13 protein-coding genes, 1 tRNA gene and 1 pseudogene are annotated in these 17,849 nt (G+C 66.4%); 9 read left to right on the top strand and 6 right to left on the bottom strand.

Going from position 1 to position 17,849, the window contains the following annotated elements; all coding sequences use genetic code 11:
* Nucleotides 1-7: 7 nt before the first annotated feature.
* From DWF00_RS29065 to glpK, 5 genes and pseudogenes are all read right to left on the bottom strand, one after another.
* Nucleotides 8-1,351: a hypothetical protein gene (locus tag DWF00_RS29065; protein WP_147283642.1), complete on the bottom strand. Its 1,344-nt coding sequence runs from the start codon at nt 1,349-1,351 to the stop codon at nt 8-10.
* Nucleotides 1,344-3,050: a site-specific integrase gene (locus DWF00_RS12175; protein WP_181832500.1), complete on the bottom strand. Its 1,707-nt coding sequence runs from the start codon at nt 3,048-3,050 to the stop codon at nt 1,344-1,346. Before DWF00_RS12175 ends, DWF00_RS29065 begins: the two co-directional genes overlap by 8 nt.
* Nucleotides 3,051-3,227, bottom strand: a pseudogene (locus DWF00_RS30115) (DUF6538 domain-containing protein); the annotation flags it as partial.
* Nucleotides 3,228-3,311: 84 nt separating this feature from the next.
* A tRNA-Gln gene (locus tag DWF00_RS12170) sits at nt 3,312-3,385 on the bottom strand.
* Between the two features lie 141 nt (nt 3,386-3,526).
* Nucleotides 3,527-5,026 carry a glycerol kinase GlpK gene (gene glpK / locus DWF00_RS12165; protein WP_114827808.1) on the bottom strand — a complete coding sequence of 500 codons (1,500 nt, stop codon included), beginning with the start codon at nt 5,024-5,026 and terminating at the stop codon, nt 3,527-3,529.
* A 207-nt stretch (nt 5,027-5,233) separates the two neighbouring features.
* Here glpK and DWF00_RS12160 point away from each other — a divergent pair, with 207 nt between their 5' ends.
* The 3 genes from DWF00_RS12160 to DWF00_RS12150 are packed head-to-tail and all read left to right on the top strand — an operon-like array spanning nt 5,234 to nt 8,079.
* The gene (locus DWF00_RS12160) at nt 5,234-6,382 is read left to right on the top strand and encodes a Ppx/GppA phosphatase family protein (RefSeq protein ID WP_114827807.1); all 1,149 of its coding nucleotides are present in this window, start codon (nt 5,234-5,236) and stop codon (nt 6,380-6,382) included.
* 28 nt (nt 6,383-6,410) lie between these two features.
* Nucleotides 6,411-7,118, top strand: a complete 708-nt coding sequence (locus DWF00_RS12155; RefSeq protein WP_114827806.1) for an RlmE family RNA methyltransferase — start codon at nt 6,411-6,413, stop codon at nt 7,116-7,118.
* 1 nt (nt 7,119) lies between these two features.
* Nucleotides 7,120-8,079: an aminoglycoside phosphotransferase family protein gene (locus tag DWF00_RS12150; RefSeq protein ID WP_114827805.1), complete on the top strand. Its 960-nt coding sequence runs from the start codon at nt 7,120-7,122 to the stop codon at nt 8,077-8,079.
* A 111-nt stretch (nt 8,080-8,190) separates the two neighbouring features.
* Here DWF00_RS12150 and DWF00_RS12145 read toward each other — a convergent pair whose 3' ends face one another.
* Nucleotides 8,191-9,630, bottom strand: a complete 1,440-nt coding sequence (locus tag DWF00_RS12145) for an MFS transporter (protein WP_114827804.1) — start codon at nt 9,628-9,630, stop codon at nt 8,191-8,193.
* 231 nt (nt 9,631-9,861) lie between these two features.
* Between DWF00_RS12145 and DWF00_RS12140 the strand changes: the two genes are divergently transcribed.
* The 6 genes from DWF00_RS12140 to DWF00_RS12115 all read left to right on the top strand — a co-directional run bounded on the left by DWF00_RS12140 (nt 9,862) and on the right by DWF00_RS12115 (nt 17,749).
* The gene (locus tag DWF00_RS12140; RefSeq protein ID WP_114827803.1) at nt 9,862-10,182 is read left to right on the top strand and encodes a hypothetical protein; all 321 of its coding nucleotides are present in this window, start codon (nt 9,862-9,864) and stop codon (nt 10,180-10,182) included.
* Nucleotides 10,183-10,548: 366 nt separating this feature from the next.
* A complete protein-coding gene (locus DWF00_RS12135) occupies nt 10,549-10,893 on the top strand; it encodes a hypothetical protein (protein WP_114827802.1) in 345 nt (114 codons plus the stop codon).
* Between the two features lie 193 nt (nt 10,894-11,086).
* A complete protein-coding gene (gene guaB / locus DWF00_RS12130) occupies nt 11,087-12,580 on the top strand; it encodes an IMP dehydrogenase (protein ID WP_114827801.1) in 1,494 nt (497 codons plus the stop codon).
* A gap of 166 nt (nt 12,581-12,746) precedes the next feature.
* Complete coding sequence (locus tag DWF00_RS12125) at nt 12,747-13,157, top strand: MAPEG family protein (RefSeq protein ID WP_114827800.1); 411 nt, start codon at nt 12,747-12,749, stop codon at nt 13,155-13,157.
* Between the two features lie 204 nt (nt 13,158-13,361).
* On the top strand, nt 13,362-14,612 hold the full coding sequence (locus tag DWF00_RS12120; RefSeq protein WP_114827799.1) for an efflux RND transporter periplasmic adaptor subunit: 1,251 nt from the start codon (nt 13,362-13,364) through the stop codon (nt 14,610-14,612).
* Nucleotides 14,612-17,749, top strand: a complete 3,138-nt coding sequence (locus tag DWF00_RS12115) for an efflux RND transporter permease subunit (protein ID WP_114827798.1) — start codon at nt 14,612-14,614, stop codon at nt 17,747-17,749. Before DWF00_RS12120 ends, DWF00_RS12115 begins: the two co-directional genes overlap by 1 nt.
* The last annotated feature ends 100 nt before the right edge of the window (nt 17,750-17,849 follow it).

The raw sequence follows: 17,849 nt of genomic DNA, 5'->3' as shown, positions 1-17,849 counted from the left end.
TGAACCGTCAGGATGTCCCTGAACCTCCCTTGACCTTCCTTGCCTCAAGGAGACGCTCAATCCTTCGCTGGATCGGCCTGGGGAGCCTTCTGGGGGATTCTAGACGGTTGACTGGGGCTGGCCCGCCATAGGGCCACGCTTGATACCACCATCGCTTTCGATAGGGGATCATCGGAGCGACATCATCATGGGGCGGTGGACTTCCCTGATGACGGGTCGCCTTGGCAGGTCGAGTGGGTCGCCCACCCTGCGGGAGAGTTAGGCCGGTACTCGTTGTAGAATACCCCGATTCCCTGCCTGAAGCCTCCAGGGCCGGCTGCGCTACAGCAATGGGGGATGATGGCTCGGAACTCGCGCTGGCGACGCGCTCGGGCTCGGTCACCCAGACCGCGCAGAGCCTGCTCTGCCCGTCCAAGCGGAGCCGGACATAACCGACGACACCATCCTTGCTAGAGCCGCCGTAGGGTGCCTCGTAGCCCATTGAACGCGATTGCTTGGGGCGCGGGGTTACGAGGTCGCCGCGCCGGTCCAAGGTGCAACCCGCTATCCCCTGGCGAAACGCGGCGAACTGGCCGGCAGGGCGAATGAACCGGGGCCGTTCGAGATCCCATAGCTCCAGAAGAGCGACATCTGGCCAATGCTTAAGTTCTCGATGGTCTATTACCCACTGTGTCACGTAATTGACCAGAGCAGCAGGGTTTTTGATAGCATTCTTATCATACCACGGCTTCGAGAATTTTGTTCCAATGCGCCGGAAGACGTTGTCTAGATTGTTCGAGGCTATGGCCCAGACGCAATGGGCGTGAATATCCCAACGTTGCAAGGTCCGGTCGAACCGCACATGCACCACGGTCAACAATGGCCGCAGTAGACCTTCCTCGACCAGTCGCTTCGTGAAGCGGTTGTAGTCAGCTGCGAACCGCTCCAACTCGGCCGCGAGGTCGCCAAGGCCAGCCTTGGCGATCCTGACCGCGCCATGGGCCGGCTTCGCCGGTCGGGGCCGAAGGATGAAGTGACGGATGTCGGCCAGATCGTGGCCGCTCTTGAACAGGTCGAACTCGGCGCTGGTCCGGGCAGCGCGCTTGCCGCCTTCCCCCGCGAAAGGCGAGCGCTCTCGATACGCCGCTGGCCTGAAGACCCGTCCCGGCTCGATCTCGATGTCCTGAAATACGCGGGCCTGGGACCGAAGCGGTTCGCGGCCCAGACCAAGCAAGCGCTCGGCAAGCTGGACATCGACCCTGCGTCGTTCGCCCTTCGACAGCGGCAAACGCTTGGGCTTGGACTTGCCAGTTTCTGCCGGCATGCTGGCCGAGGCGCTTTCCAGGCTTTGCAGGAGGCCGGTATCAAGCACGGGCAGCTCCCGCGCGGCGGCGACCGGCCTTCGCGTTCATGTCGCGCTCCGCGATGGCCACGAACATCGCAAGGTCATCGGCGGCACCGAGAGCAGGCTCGCCGCGCGGCCCCTCGTAGACGAGATGGCTGAGGTCAACACCGATGGAGACGCGGTCCAGGGTCTCCTTGAGGTGCGCCATGAGAACGCCCTTGGTGTAACGCGATCTCTCGCTCGACCGAACGACGCTGTCATGGCCAGTGATCTCATCGGCCCAACCGGAATTCAGCCCAGGCATGTTGGAGAGATCGGTCGAAACGTTGTGTCGGAAGCTATGAAAATCGACCAACAAAACGTAGCAGTCGATGCCCCGGCGATACTCCGTGAACCAACCGCTGAAGGCTGCCGACCTACGGTTTCCTACGCCCTGAGGAATCAACTCGGGAAACAACGGCTCGTCCGGCGCGCGGCCCCAATACCGGTATTCGAGGAACCCCATGCGCAGAAGCGCCTCCGGGATCGGGAGATCGCGATCCGATTCCGGCGTCTTGCTGTCTCGAATGCTGAGGCATGCGATACCGTCGATCATGACGATGTCGCCGACCGTCCGGGAACAGATTTCGTCTTCGCGCGCACCCGTCAACCGCCCGAATAGCGGCACCCAGAACCTAGCATCCCGGAAGATCAGCTCGCCCACGGCCCTGCGGCGATGATAGCTCTTGCTCCCTGTCCAGACGGGCGAGGTGAACAACGTCTCCATCATCGCCGGGGGCCATTCCTTGCGTTCATGGCGCGCCTGCCGGCCCTTGGGCTTTGGCTGGATGAAGCCCGTGAACGGGTTCTCCATGTCTTTCGGCAGCCGCCCATTGGTTTGGCACCAGGTCCAGTACTCGACGAGGTTTCCCGTATGTTTATCGACGGTCTTCGCTTTAAGCCGTGGGATCGACGCTGCATCGTGCGGTCGCGTCTCGTCCAGGGCCTTGGCCGCCTTGATGACATCGACAAGCGAAAGGCCGCGCCAGCATTTTGCTTTGTCGTAGAGCCTGGGAAGGGCGAACAGCAGACTGCGTAATTCTGAAACCGCCCTGCGGTCGATACCGGATGCCGGCTCGTCTCCAACCAATTCTTGGAACAGCTTCCGGGAGGACTGGCTATTGGAGGCGGTATCCGCCTTCCAACGGCCATCCGAGATTTTCGAGGCCTCGAATGCATTCCAGTGGCTGAGGAACGGCACCGCCGGCACCGCTGGCTTGGCCTTCTTTGGCATCCAGGCTCCCGAAGCCCTGGCCGGTATCGGCGCGATTTCGCCAGCCTCCAACCGCGACCGCTCGTCGGCGATGGCTGCCAGACCGCGCAGCATGGTGCGGGCCAGAAGCTGTCCATCAGGCGACGCACGGTCAGTAGCAGGGGCGAGCACCTTCATCATCGAGCCGATGACCGGCTCCATGGGCTTCGCCGCATCGGGATCGCGCCCCGACAGCGCCGCAGAGATGGCCTGCTTCTCGCGAGGCCGCACCACGGTGTCGCCGATGATCCGGAACAGGTCGTCCAGTTCGCGGGTCTGGGCCGGTCCCATCCGGTCGGCTTCAGCCTTGTCGAAGAACGCGTAGCCTCCGGACGCGGACAGGCTGTTCTCGAAGCTCTCGGAACAGGCGTCCACCCAGATGCGGACGCGCTGCTCGGCCTCGCTGCGGCTCATGGTGGTGGCAAGGTCGGTCAACAGGCGCTCCATCGCAACGCGGACGGCGCGCGCCCGAGAGATGGCAAGCGTACGCGAACTCGTCCTGAGATTGACGACAAGCTCGCCTGGGAGGTCGAAAGCGACAAGGCCCTTCGGAAATCGGGCTCGAAAGCGGTACCTGCCGCCACGCTGTTGGAGGTAATGTCCGTGTCGCATTGTGGTCCACCAATGTGGACCGTTTGCGCGCCTCCAGATGGAGGCACCGCTCAACCTATTGCCAAAGCTCACCATTTGGGAACTTGGCTGGGGGACTAGGATTCGAACCTAGACAACCAGAGTCAGAGTCTGGGGTCCTACCGTTAGACGATCCCCCAACGGCGCGAGGCGCTCGCGTTGGTGAGGCGCGGTCTACCCAACCTCTCGCCGGATGGCAAGCGCAGATTGCGACATGAATGTCATCCGCCCACGCCCGATTGCCGCGAACGGCGGAACCGGCCCGAAGATGCCGGGCGCGATCAGGCGGTGAGCGTGCGCCGGACGCTGTCGCGCCAGCCCTTGACCAGCCTCTCGCGCTGCGTCGCCGCCATGCCGGGCATGAAGCGGTGCTCCAGCCGCCAGAGATCGGCGAAGCGCTCCGGCTCGGGCAGCAGGCCGGCATCGAGCCCGGCCAGATAGGCCGCGCCGAGCGCGGTTGTCTCCAGCACCTCCGGCCGGTCGACCGGCAGGCCGAGGATGTCGGCGAGGCGCTGCATCGTCCAGTCGGAGGCGACCATGCCGCCATCGACGCGCAGCACAGAGCCGCCCTGCCTGGCGCCCGGCCAATCGGCCTGCATCGCCTCGAGCAGGTCGAGCGTCTGGTAGCAGACGCTCTCCAGCGCGGCGCGGGCGAATTCGCGCGGGCCGCTGTTGCGGGTCAGGCCGAAGATCGCCCCCCTCGCCTCTGCGTCCCAATGCGGCGCGCCGAGGCCGACGAAGGCCGGCACGAGGTAGACCGCCTGCGACGGATCGGCGGCCTCGGCCAGCGGGCCGGTCTCGCTCGCCTTCTCGATGATGCCGAGCCCGTCGCGCAGCCATTGCACGGCGGCCCCGGCAATGAAGATCGAGCCCTCCAGCGCGTAGCTGCGCTTGCCGCCGAACTGGTAGGCGATGGTGCTGAGCAGCCGATTCTGCGAGATCACCGGCTCCGAGCCGGTGTTGAGCAGGGCGAAGCAGCCGGTGCCATAGGTCGACTTCACCATGCCCGGCGTGAAGCAGGCCTGGCCGATCGTCGCCGCCTGTTGGTCTCCCGCCATGCCGCGCACCGGAATCGTCGCGCCGAAATGCTCGGGCGCGGTGCGGCCGAACAGCCCGGCGCAATCCTTGACCTCCGGCAGCAGCGAGGCGGGGATGTCGAGGATCTTGAGGAGGTCCGCGTCCCAGACGCCGCGCCTGATGTCGAACAGCATGGTGCGGGCCGCATTGGTGGCGTCGGTGGCGTGGACCGCGCCGCCGGTCAGCCGCCAGAGCAGGAACGAATCGACCGTGCCGAAGGCGAGCTCGCCAGCCTCAGCCCGCTTGCGCGCGCCCGGCACGTTGTCGAGCAGCCAGGCGATCTTGGTGGCGGAGAAATACGGGTCGATCCGCAGGCCGGTGCGCTCGCTCACCAGCGAATCATGCCCGGCCTCTGAGAGCTTGGCGCAGGCAGCGGCGGTGCGCCTGTCCTGCCAGACGATGGCGCGGTGGATCGCCTGCCCGGTCCTGCGGTCCCAGACCAGCGTCGTCTCGCGCTGGTTGGTGATGCCGATCGCGGCGATCTCGTTGCCGCTGACGCGGCCCTTCGCCATCGCCTCGCGGCAGGTCGCAAGCACGCTCTCCCAGAGGTCCTCCGGCTCGTGCTCGACCCAGCCCGAAGCCGGGAAATGCTGAGGAAACTCGCGCTGCGCGGTGGCGACGACCCTGAGCGTGGCGTCGAACAGGATCGCGCGCGAGGAGGTCGTGCCCTGGTCGATTGCGAGGATGTGACGTGTCGTAGCCATCTGCCCTGGTCCCTGCCCTGCCCGGCCTTGTTGACGTCAGGCCCTGGCCGAGCTTTGCCGGAGCCCGTAGCCGCAGGCAAGCGCGCAGCGCGCAACCCTGCGACGGCTCAAGGTTCCGCTTGGCATCATCCTCATCATCTTGTTACGCTTCCAGGGAAGCAAGCGGCCGGACGCTTTGTCCGGCCCCCGCCAGGTCGCTTGGCGACCATGGCCGGTGAAGGGTTAGAAGCGGTGACGGTCGAAGACCGGCAGCAGGCAGACGCGGCGGCAGCAGCGTCCGCTCCGTCCAATGGCGCCGAGCCCTGTGCGATCGGCTCGCCTCCCTTTGTCGCGAGCAAGCCGGCGCCGACGCAGAGCTATGGCTGGCGCCCGCCGGTCGCGACCTACGCCGCGCTCGACCTCGGCACCAATAACTGCCGCCTGCTCATCGCACGGCCGGCGCAGCATGGCTTTCGCGTCGTCGATGCCTTCTCCCGGATCGTGCGGCTCGGCGAGGGCCTGTCGGCGAGCGGGCGGCTGGCCGATCCGGCGATGGACCGCGCCGTCGAGGCGCTCAAGATCTGCAAGAGCAAGATGAGCCAGCGCGGCGTCACCCGCGCCAGGCTGGTGACGACGGAAGCCTGCCGCGCCGCCACCAACGGGCTCGACTTCGTCCGCCGCGTCGCCGACGAGGCCGATCTCGACCTGGAGATCGTCGACCAGCGCACCGAGGCTTCGCTGGCGGTGACCGGCTGCGCCGCGCTCGCCGACCCTGCGGCCGAGGGCGTCATCGTCTTCGACATCGGCGGCGGCTCGACGGAGATCGTCTGGATGGGCGGACGCTCGCAGGCGCGCGATCCCGCCGGGCGCATCCGCGAATGGGCCTCGCTGCCGATCGGCGTCGTCTCGGTCGCCGAGCGCTATGGCGGCGTCGATGTCGGGCGCGAGCTGTTCGAGCGCATGGTCAGCGACTGCAGCGACGCGCTTGCTCCCTTCGCCAGCCGCGCCGCCGCGGCGAACGACGCGGCCGGCTTCCACCTGCTCGGCACCTCGGGCACGGTCACCACCGTCGCCGGCATCCATCTCGGCCTGCCGCGCTACGACCGGCGCATGGTCGACGGGCTGTGGATGGAGGAGAGCGAGATCCTCACGGTCATCGACCAGCTCGTCGAGATGGACTATGCCGCACGCTCCGCCAATGCCTGCATCGGCCGCGAGCGGGCCGACCTCGTGCTTGCCGGCTGCGCCATCTTCGAGGCGATCCGCCGGGCCTTCCCGAGCCGCAAGGTGCGCATCGCCGATCGCGGCCTGCGCGAGGGCATCCTGCTCCGGATGATGCATGAGGATCGCGCCTGGTGGCGGCGGAAGCAGGCATGATCAACCGAACAGAAAAGAGCCTGCATTCATGAGCCCCGCAAAAAGCGGTTCCGGCGCCCGCGACATGCGGGTCAAGGTCAAGAAGGCCGGCAAGCTCAAGCATTCCTCGCAGCTCTGGCTCGAGCGCCAGCTCAACGACCCCTATGTCAAGCGGGCGAAGGAGCGCGGCTTCCGCTCGCGCGCCGCCTTCAAGCTCGAGGAGATGGACGACCGCTACAAGTTCCTGAGATCGGGCCAGCGCCTGATCGACCTCGGCTGCGCGCCGGGCGGCTGGTGCCAGATCGCGGCGGCGCGGATCGGGCTCGAACAGGGCAAGGGCCGGATCGTCGGCATCGACCTGCTGCATGTCGACCCGATTCCGGGCGTCGACCTGATCGAAATGGACTTCATGGCGGATGAAGCCCCTGCCCTGCTGACCGAGCGCCTCGGCGGCAAGGCCGACGGCGTGATGTCCGACATGGCCGCCAACACCACCGGCCACAAGAAGACCGACCACCTCAAGATCATCGCGCTGGCCGAAGCCGCGCTCGAATTCGCCAACTCCATCCTGGCGCCCGGCGGCTTCTTCCTGGCCAAGCTGTTCCAGGGCGGCGAGAGCGCCGAGCTGCTCGGCCAGCTCAAGCGCGACTTCACCACGGTGCGCAACGTCAAGCCGGCGGCGAGCCGGGCGGATTCGTCGGAGCTTTACGTGCTGGCGACGGGGTTCAGGCGGAAGGCCGAACTGGCTCAAGACTGACATGACGGCGCTTCCACCGCTCATCAGCGCCGAAGAGTTTTCGACCTGGAGGAACGAGCCGGCGCACTGGCTACCCGCTGCGCTCGATATAGCAAGGGCTCACCGGCTGCCGGTCAGTGACCTCCATGCCTTCAGGACCGGTACAAATCTCGTCCTTGGCCTTGGCGAGCAGCTCATCCTCAAGATCTTTCCGCCGCCGTTCCGAAGCCAGTTCCTGTCCGAGCGGACGACACTGCGACAACTGCGCGGGCGGCTGGTGATCCCGACGCCCGAAATCGTTCACGAGGGCGAGCGCGAGCAGTGGAGCTACCTCGTCATGACCCGCCTCGACGGCGTGGTCGGCTCCGAGGTCTGGCCTATACTCTCAGAATCCGGCAAGCAGAAAGTGCTCCGCGAGATCGGCGAGACGATCGCTCAGGTCCAGCGTGTGCCGCTTGGCGAGATCGCCCTCATCGAGCCCGGCTGGCCGGACTTCATGGCTCGGCAGATCGCCGGCTGCCGGGAGCGGCAGATCCGGCTCGGACTGCCTGAGAAATATTGGGACGAACTCGACGCCCTGATCGCGGCAGCCCCGGCGCTCATTCCGATGGATCGACCCGCGGTCATCCTGACCGGTGAGTACATACCGGAGAACTTTCTGCTCGCGAGCGACGGCGACGACTGGCGACTTGCCGGCGTCTTCGACTTCGGCGACGTGCTTGCCGGCTGGGGCGAATACGACCTGCTCGGTCCGAGCGCCTTCATGACCGCCGGCCGGCCCGAGCTGGTGCGCAGCCTGCTGAAAGGTTTTGGCCAGCCGGACGGCGCGATCGATCCCGCGATGCTCCAGCGGCTGCTGACCCTGACCTTCCTGCACCGCGCCAGCGATCCGCTGCGGAAAATCGCGATCGAAGACTGGCCGCATCGCGCCGCGACCTTGTCCGACCTCGGGCGAATGATCTGGCCGATCGATCGAATCTAGAGCATCGGACCGAAAAGTGGAATCCGGTTTTCGGAAAGATCCGATGCAATAACAAAGGCCTAGATCGCCACTCTGCGTCCGATAGGACGCACGGCGGTCTAGCCGACCTGATCAATCCACCGGCTTCTGGTCCGCGATCGCGCTTGCCGTCGCCTTGCGGGCGCTGATCGGGGCGTGGCCTGAGACCTCTGCGCCGGCATCGGGCGTGAGCCGCACCATCCACATGATCGACGAGGCCGAGATCAGGCCGACCACGACGAAGGCCGGCCAGAAATCCTGCGCGCCGAGCGCTTTGCCGCCGTTGAAAACATTGGCCGTCTCCAGCGCGAAGGCGCCGATGGTGACGCCGAGGCTGAGCGACAATTGCTGCGCCACGCTGGAGAGGCTGGTCGCGCTCGACATGTCGCGGTTCGAGACGTCGGCGTAGCTCAGCGCGTTGATGCCGGTGAATTGCAGCGAGCGGAAGCAGCCGCCGACCAAGAGCACGATCAGCATCAGCCATTGCGGCGTCGCCGAGGTGAACAGGCCGGAGGCCGCCAGGAAGCCGGCGCCCAGCAGCGCGTTGAAGGTCAGGACGTTGCGGAAGCCGTAGCGGGACAGGATGGTCTTGGCCAAGGTCTTCATGATCAGCGCGCCGGCGGCCGAGGCGAAGGTGATCAAGCCCGAGTGGAACGGATCGTAGCCGAAGCCGAGCTGCAGCATCAGCGGCAGGAGGAACGGGATCGCGCCGATGCCGACGCGGAAGACCGAGCCGCCGATGACGCCGATGCGGTAGGTCGGGATGCGCAGCAGGTCGAGGTTGAGCACCGGGTACTTCACGCTGCGGGCATGGACCAGATAGGCCCAGAGCGCCGCGATGCCGGCGGCGACGCAGCCATAGGACACCGCCTCGGGCACGAGATGGCGCCCGCCGGTCGCCAGGCCCAGCATCAGCGCGGCGAAGCCGAACGACGAGAGCAGGAAGCCCTTGATGTCGAGCGGCGCGACGTCCTCCTCGCGGATGTCCTCGAAGAACAGGCTCGACAGCACGATGCCGACGAGGCCGATCGGGATGTTGATGAAGAAGATCCAGCGCCAGTCGAAATAGGTCGTGATGAAGCCGCCGAGCGGCGGCCCGACCACGGGGCCGACCAGCGCCGGGATCGTCAGGTAGGCCAGCGCGCTGACGATCTGCGATTTCTCGACGCTGCGCAGGATGACGAGCCGCCCGACCGGCACCATCATCGCCCCGCCCATGCCCTGGACGAAGCGCGCCCCGACGAAGGCGCCGAGCGAGTTCGACATCGCGCACAGGATCGAGCCGAACATGAAGACGCCGATCGCGGCCCGGAAGATCGTGCGCGCCCCGAACTTGTCAGCCATCCAGCCCGAGATCGGGATGAATACCGCGAGCGAGACGAGATAGGAGGTCAGCGCCAGCTTGAGCGCGATCGGATCCTCGCCGAGCGACTGCGCGATCATCGGCAGCGAGGTCGCGATCACGGTCGAGTCCGTGTTCTCCATGAACAGCGCGCAAGCGACGATCAGGGGCAGGATTTGTGAGCGCTGCAAGATTGGGGCTTTCAAGGGTGGTGTCGCGTCCCTGCTTTACTGCGGCATCTCGACGCTGACGAGAGAAGAAAGCCCCTGCGAGGATCGGCGTTGCGCCGGCCGCATAACCAAATCGTGAAGCTCAGGTCCGCATGCGCCACTGCCATGCCGGGCTGCGGCTTCCCAACTCTAATAGGTCTGCTCAACCAGACGATAGTGGGGCGCGATCACTCTGATGGTTCGGAGGTTCCCATGTTCAACGTCTCCCAGGCAATCACCCCGCGGCTAAGCTTCGCTGCGCTCGGACTGGCAATGCTCGGCGGAGTTGCGCTCCTTGGCGCCGCTTCGCCCGCGAATGCCGCCACGACCACCTATGCGGATGCCTGCCACTTCACCTCGACCCCGCAATACGAGGGCGCGGACCTGGACTACGATCCCTGCATGCACATGCGGGATTGCCAGATCATCGCCAACCAGGCGGGCCACACGATCTACCAGGATGGCTGCTTCGGCATTTCGCCGCAACGCGTCATCGCCGAGGCCCCGACGGCGCATACGACCGTCAGGCGCTGACGGGACGGTTGCCCGGCCGGTTCGACAGGAGCCGGCGGGCTTCCCGTCACGTCGCGAGGTGCCTTCGCGCCCGAACTCGCCCGCCGGCAATCGGGCGCGACCGCATCCCCGCCAGGCGGCTGCGCAGCCGCGATCAAGCGGCGCCCTGAACGAACGCTGCCGCGCGACGGCGGGCCGGCACGAAAACGCACCGGCGCCGGAAGTGATGCGCCGACTGCATAACGAGATCGTGAATATCAGGTCAGCCATGCGTTTGGAGCAGTCTATGCGCCTCGCGGAGATCACCATCTAGCGGTTGCCTCACACCGATGCTGAGGCGCGGTTGGACCCCCGTTCAGCCACGAATGTTCGCCCAAGAGGTGCATCATGGTTAGCCAAGCAAAGAATTCGCCGGTTCTGAACCGCATCAGCGGCGTCAGGCTCGGACAGTTGGCGTTCGTCCTGGGCGCGGCCTGGGCCGCTTCCGCACTAGCGCCGGCGCCCGCCAAGGCGATGGATACCGACTGGAGGAAAGTGTGCACGTTCGCCAACTCGCCGCAGAACTACGGCGATGCGAACAGGGAGCGCTTCTGCATGCAGCAGAACAATTGCCAGGCTCTGGCTGACGCGCAGGGCAGCATGTTTACCGGCGCCGGCTGCGTCATGGTGCGGCCGTCCACCCCGGCAGCCGCCCCGCAGACTGCTCCGCGCTCGGCCCATACCACGCGCTGAACGCCCCTCGGCCGCGCCACGCGGGCGATGCCCGCCGGCGCGGCCGCTCGTCGCACCGCACAAACCGCGCGGATTTTTTCGCCGCTGCTCTAGCGGCAGCGCCGCGCGCATGATAACGGGCCTCGTCAACTCGGTTGCGGGCAGCCTTGCTCGCACCCGCACAATGCCGGTCAGGCCGGCCCCGGAGTTGACGATGACCATCCACACTGACGGCCTTATCCGCGACGGTCTGACCTTCGACGACGTGCTGCTCGAGCCGGGCCCCTCCGAGGTCATGCCGGCCGATGTCGATGTCAGCACGAAACTGACCAAGACGATCTCGCTCAACCTGCCGATCATCGCTTCGGCGATGGATACGGTGACGGAAGCGAACATGGCGATCGCCATGGCCCAGGCCGGCGGCCTCGGCGTCATCCATCGCAATCTCGAGGCCGACCAGCAGGCCGAGCAGGTCCGGCTCGTCAAGAAATACGAATCGGGCATGGTGACGAACCCGATCACCATCTTCCCCGACGAGACGCTGGGCGACGCGCTCGCCCTGATGAAGCGCTATTCGATCTCCGGCATTCCGGTGGTCGAGCGCGGCCCGCAGGGCCACAAGGGCAAGCTCGTCGGCATCCTGACCAACCGCGACGTCCGCTTCGCCGCCAATCCCGACCAGCCCGTCCACGAGATCATGACCAAGGATCGGCTGATCACGGTTCGCGAGGGCGTGACGCAGGACGAGGCCCGCCGCCTCCTCCACCAGTTCCGCATCGAGAAGCTGCTCGTCGTCGACGATCACTACCGCTGCATCGGCCTGATCACCGTCAAGGACATGGAGAAGCAGGTCGCCCACCCGCACGCCGCCAAGGATTCGCAGGGGCGCCTCCTCGTCGCCGCCGCGACCACGACCGGCGACCTCGGCTTCGAGCGCTCTGAGCTGCTGATCGATGCCGGCGTCGACATCATCGTCGTCGACACCGCCCACGGCCATTCCGCCAAGGTGCTGGAGGCCGTCACCCGCGTGAAGAAGCTCTCCAACGCCGTGCAGGTCATCGCCGGCAACGTCGCGACCGCCGGCGGCGCCCAGGCGCTGATCGATGCCGGCGCGGATGCGATCAAGGTCGGCATCGGCCCGGGCTCGATCTGCACCACCCGAATCGTCGCCGGCGTCGGCGTGCCGCAGCTCACCGCGGTGATGGACGCGGCCTCGGCCGGGGCCAAGGCCGGCATCCCGATCATCGCCGATGGCGGCATCAAGTATTCCGGCGACCTCGCCAAGGCGCTCGCCGCCGGCGCCTCCTGCGCCATGGTCGGCTCGCTGCTCGCGGGCACCGACGAGACCCCCGGCGAGGTCTTCCTCTACCAGGGCCGCTCCTACAAATCCTATCGCGGCATGGGTTCGGTCGGGGCAATGGCGCGGGGCTCGGCCGATCGCTATTTCCAGCAGGATATCAAGGACTCGCTGAAGCTTGTTCCGGAAGGGATCGAAGGCCAGGTCGCCTATAAGGGCCCGGTCTCGGGCGTGCTGCACCAGCTCGCCGGCGGCCTGCGCGCCGCCATGGGCTATGTCGGCGGCAAGGACCTCGCCGACTACCGCAACAAGGCCCGCTTCATCCGCATCACCAGCGCCGGCCTGCGCGAGAGCCATGTCCATGACGTGACGATCGTGCGCGAGAGCCCGAACTACCCGACGCGCTCCTGACGGGGGCTGATCTCTCAGCCCTCATCCTGAGGAGCCGCTTTAGCGGCGTCTCGAAGGATGCTCCAGCGCGCTCTGGAGCATCCTTCGAGACGCGATCTGCGATCGCTCCTCGGGATGAGGGCTGAGCTGCTATAAGTGGGCCTGCGCCGCGCATGATGAGGGAACGATGACGCTGAAGCTGATCTATCCGGCGCTCGCCCAGATCCTCTGGACCTTCATCGTCCTAGGCATCGTCTTCGTGCGCCGGCGCCGCGCCTTCCTCGACAAGGCGGTGAGCCCTGCCGATGTCGCGGTCTCGACAGAGCGCTATCCCGAGCCGGCGCGACTGGCCGCCGCCAACTACACCAACCAGTTCGAGGCGCCGGTCCTCTTCTTCGCGCTGATCATGGTGGCGATGGAGGTCGGCGCCGTCGGCACCCTGATGGCCGTGCTCGCCTGGCTCTTCGTGCTCTCGCGCGTGGTGCACACGTTCGTCCATGTCGGCTCGAACCGGCTGCACCTGCGCGCGATCGTGTTCGGGCTCGGCATCGCATGCTTGGTTTGCATGTGGATCAGTATCCTGACCACGATGCTATGAAGTACACGCACGACGAATGCTGCACCTGCGAACGTATTCGCGGGCAAAAACTGTCACAAGCGCGCTACAATTCATAATAAACCCCGTTAGGCGCTTGCGCACCATACCGGCTCGCGGCATCGTAAGTCCTTGCGGCTAGGACGGTTTGGGGGACGACCGTTCCAATTGGTTCAGGGGCTGTCCTCCACTGGCGCAAGGTTTCGCATGGCAGTTCTGACTCTCGGACGCGTCGCTGTCCTGGCCGTGATCGGTGCGGTCGGCGCCGGCGCGGGTTTCCACTATACCGGGCGGCAGGTGCCCTGGCCGCTCGACCGCATCCCCTACGGCAAGTTGATCCCGCCCTATGCCGAGGCCACGCAGCGCCCCGCCCAGCAGGGGCGCCAGGCCGCGCCGCAGCGCCCGCCGGTCACGATCGTCACCGCCAAGGTCGAGCGGAAGCCGATGCCGGTCAGGCTCGATGCGATCGGCACGGTCCAGGCGATCTCGACGGTCACGGTGCGCTCGCGCGTCGACACCCAGATCACCGAGGTCGGCTTCAAGGATGGCGGCTACGTCAAGAAGGGCGACGTGCTCTTCCGGCTCGATTCCCGCCTGGTTGAATCGCTGCTGCGGCAGGCCGAGGCCAATGTCGCCCGCGACAAGGCCTCGCTCAGCTCGGCCGAGTCGGAGCTGCGCCGGGCGGAGGAGCTCGCCAAGCGCGAATTCGCCACCGACCAGCGCCTCGACACCGCCCGCACTCAGGTCGCGACGCTGAAGGCCAGCATTCGCGGCGGCGAGGCTTTCGTCGACAGCCTCAAGGTCCAGCTCACCTATTACACCATCACCGCTCCGGTCTCGGGCCGCATCGGCGTCGCCGGCCTGAAGGAAGGCAACATCGCCAAGACCGGCGACAACTCGACCACGCTGGTAACGATCAACCAGATCGACCCGATCTACGTCTCGTTCTCCCTGCCGCAGCGCCATCTCCCCGATATCCGCGCCGCGATGACGAGCGGCACCGCGGTCGTGCTCGCCACCCAGCACGGCGCGCCCAAGGGCGTCGAGGGCAAGATCGCGGTGATCGACAACATGGTCGACGCCACGACCGGCACGATCCAGATGCGCGCCATCTTCGACAATCCCGAGGAGACGCTGTGGCCGGGCGCGCTCTGCCAGGTCCGCGTCACCCTGCGCGTCGATCCCGAGGCGCTGACCGTGCCGCGCGAGGCCGTGCAGAACGGCCAGAACGGCACCTTCGTCTTCGTCATCGAGGACGGCACCGCCCGCGCCCGCCCGGTCACGGTCGACCGCACCATCGATGACCGCGTCGTGCTCTCGTCCGGCCTGAAGGGCGACGAGACCGTGGTGATCGACGGGCAGCTCCTGCTGACCGACGGCGCCCGCACCGTCGAGCGCAATCGCGGCGGCCAGAAGCCGCCGGGGAACCTGACCTCGCAGCGCGGGAGCGCAGGCTGATGAACCTGCCCGAGGCCTGCATCCGCCGCCCGGTGATGACGACGCTGCTGATGGCGACGTTCCTGATCTTCGGGTTCTTCGCCTTCCGGCAATTGCCGGTCGCGGCCCTGCCCCGCGTCGATTTCCCGACGATCAACGTCAGCGCCCGGCTGCCCGGCGCCAGCCCGGAGACGATGGCCTCCTCCATCGCCGCCCCGCTGGAGCGCGAATTCGCCTCGATCTCCGGCATCACCGCGATGTCCTCGGTCTCGCAGCTCGGCTCGACCTCGATCACGCTTCAGTTCGACCTCAACCGCAACATCGACGGCGCCGCCCTCGACGTTCAGGCCGCGCTCAGCGCCACGACGCGGCGCCTGCCGCCCGAACTCCCTGCGCCGCCGAGCTTCAGGAAGGTCAATCCGGCCGACCAGCCGGTGCTGTTCATGGTGCTGACCTCGGCCACCAAGCCGCTCTACGAGGTGCATGAGTTCGGCGAGACCATCCTGCAGCAGCAGATCTCGCAGCTGCCCGGCGTCGCCCAGGTCAACATCTTCGGCGCGCAGAAATACGCCGTGCGCGTGCTGGTCAATCCCGACGCCGTCTCGGCGCGCGGGCTAGCGCTCAGCGACGTCCGCAACGCCATCGCCGCCGCAAACTCCAACTCGCCGGTCGGCACGTTGCGGGGCGAGAACCAGAGCACCGTGATCGGCGCCACCGGCCAGATGGAGCGGGCCGGCGAATACGGCAACCTGATCATCGCGCAGAAGAACGGCGTGCCGATCCGGCTCGAGGACGTGGCGCAGGTCTACGACTCGGTCGAGAACAACCAGACCGGCAGCTGGTACAATGGCCAGCGCTCGATCATGCTGGCGGTCTACCGCCAGTCCGACGCCAACACCGTCCAGGTCGTCGACAGCATCAAGGAGCGCCTCGCCTCCTATCGCGAGCAGCTTCCCGCCGCGATGGAGCTGAGCGTCCTCAACGACCGCTCGATCCCGATCCGCGAGGCCGTCGAGGACGTCGAATTCTCGCTCATGGTCGCGATCACGCTCGTGATCATGGTGATCTTCCTGTTCCTGAAGAGCCTGGCGGCGACGCTGATCCCGACGCTGGCGCTGCCGATCTCGCTCGTCGGCACCTTCGCGATCATGTATGCGCTCGGCTATTCGCTCGACAACATCTCGCTCTTGGCGCTGACGCTCGCGGTCGGCTTCGTCGTCGACGACGCCATCGTCATGCTGGAGAACATCATCCGGCATATCGAGATGGGCAAGAAGCCGTTCCAGGCCGCGCTCGACGGCTCGCGCGAGATCGGCTTCACCATCCTCTCGATCACCATCTCGCTCGTCGCCGTCTTCATCCCGGTCTTCTTCATGGGCGGCGTCGTCGGCAAGGTCTTCGTCGAGTTCGCCGGCACGATCGCGGCCGCGATCATCGTCTCCGGCTTCGTCTCGCTGACGCTGACGCCGATGCTCTGCGCCCGCTTCCTCAAGGCGCACGACCACGACAAGAAGCCGGGCCTGCTCGAGCGCGTCTTCGAGGCCGGCTTCCAGGGCATGCTCGGCGCCTATCGCTGGACGCTCGACTGGGTGCTGAAGGCGCGCATCCTCATGCTGATCTTCACCTTCGCGACGGTCTACGTCTCCGCGCAGATGTACATGGACATCCCCAAGGGCTTCTTCCCGACCGAGGATACCGGCCTGCTGCGCGCTTCGACGGAAGGGCCGCCCGACACCTCCTTCGAGTCGATGGCGGCGCGCCAGATCCGCATCGCCGAGATCGTCCAGGCCGACCCGGCGGTGGACTACCTCACCTCCAATATCGGCGGCTTCAACGCCACCAATAACGGCTTCATGTTCATCGCCCTGAAGCCCAAGGACGAGCGCGGCAAGGCCGAGGAGGTGATCGCCCGGCTCAGGCGCGCGACCTCGGAAGTGCCGGGCATCACCGCGGTCTTCCAGCAGGTGCAGAACATCAACCTCAACGCCGGCCGCTCCTCGCGCGCGCAGTACCTCTACTCGCTGCAGGGGCCGGACCTGAACGCGCTCTTCTCCTACGCGCCGATCATGCAGCAGCGGCTCTCCCAGCTGCCGCAACTCCGCGACGCCAATATCGACCTGCAGCTGCGCAACCCGCAGCTCTCGATCGACATCGACCGCGAGCGCGCCGCCAGCCTCGGCATCACCAGCGACCAGATCAGGCAGGCGCTCGGCAACGCCTTCGGCTCGCGCCAGATCGCGACGATCTTCACGCCCTCGACCGACTACCAGGTCATCATGGAGGCGAACCGCGCCTATCAGCAGGACCCGGCCGTGCTCTCGCGCCTGCTGCTCAAGGCCTCGAACGGGCTCAACGTGCCGCTGGAGGCGGTGGCGACGATCAAGCCCAGCGTCGGCCCGCTCGCGGTCAACCGCATCTCGCAGCAGCCGGCGGTAACGATCTCGTTCAACACCGCGCCGGGCATCTCGCTCGGCGACGCCGTCAACGCCATCCGCGCCGCCGAGCGCGACGTCAACCTGCCCGCTTCGATCGTGACCAGTTTCGCCGGCTCGGCCCAGCTCTTCCAGGATGCGCTGAAGGGCCAGGGCCTGCTGATCTTCGCCGCGATCCTGGTGATCTACATCATCCTCGGCATTCTCTACGAGAGCTTCATCCATCCGATCACGATCCTCTCCGGCCTGCCCTCGGCCGGGCTCGGAGCGCTGCTGGCGCTGCAATATTTCAACCTCGACCTCTCGGTGATTGCGATCATCGGCATCCTGATGCTGGTCGGCATCGTCAAGAAGAACGCCATCATGATGGTCGACTTCGCCATCGAGCGGCGCAAGCAGGGCGACGACGCGCTATCGGCCATTCGCGAGGCGGCGCTGGTGCGCTTCCGGCCGATCATGATGACGAGCTTCGCCGCGATCTTCGGCGTGCTGCCGATCGCGCTCGGCCACGGCGCCGGCGCGGAGCTGCGCCAACCGCTCGGCATCGCCGTGGTCGGCGGCCTGCTCGTCTCGCAGCTGCTGACGCTCTACATCACGCCGGTGGTCTATTTCTATCTCGACAAGGTCGACACCTGGCTCTCCGGCCGCAATCGCGGCGAGCGCAGCGAGATCGCCCCAGAGCCCGTGCCGGTCGCGGTGCCGCAGGTCGCGCATCGCGAGATGTGAGGCAATTTAAGCGTCGGGATTCACCGAAGCCTCACGACCTCCGACAATTTTCGCCAAATTGCGCGGGCTTTCCGCGCGATCGCTCAAAAGCGCCGTTGTC

Origin of the sequence: Allobosea caraganae, from assembly GCF_003351345.1 — a bacterium.
In the GTDB taxonomy this organism is placed as follows: Bacteria; Pseudomonadota; Alphaproteobacteria; order Rhizobiales; family Beijerinckiaceae; genus Allobosea; species Allobosea caraganae.
Note: the sequence above shows the minus strand (reverse complement) of the source record. Positions and strands in the feature narration are given on the sequence as shown.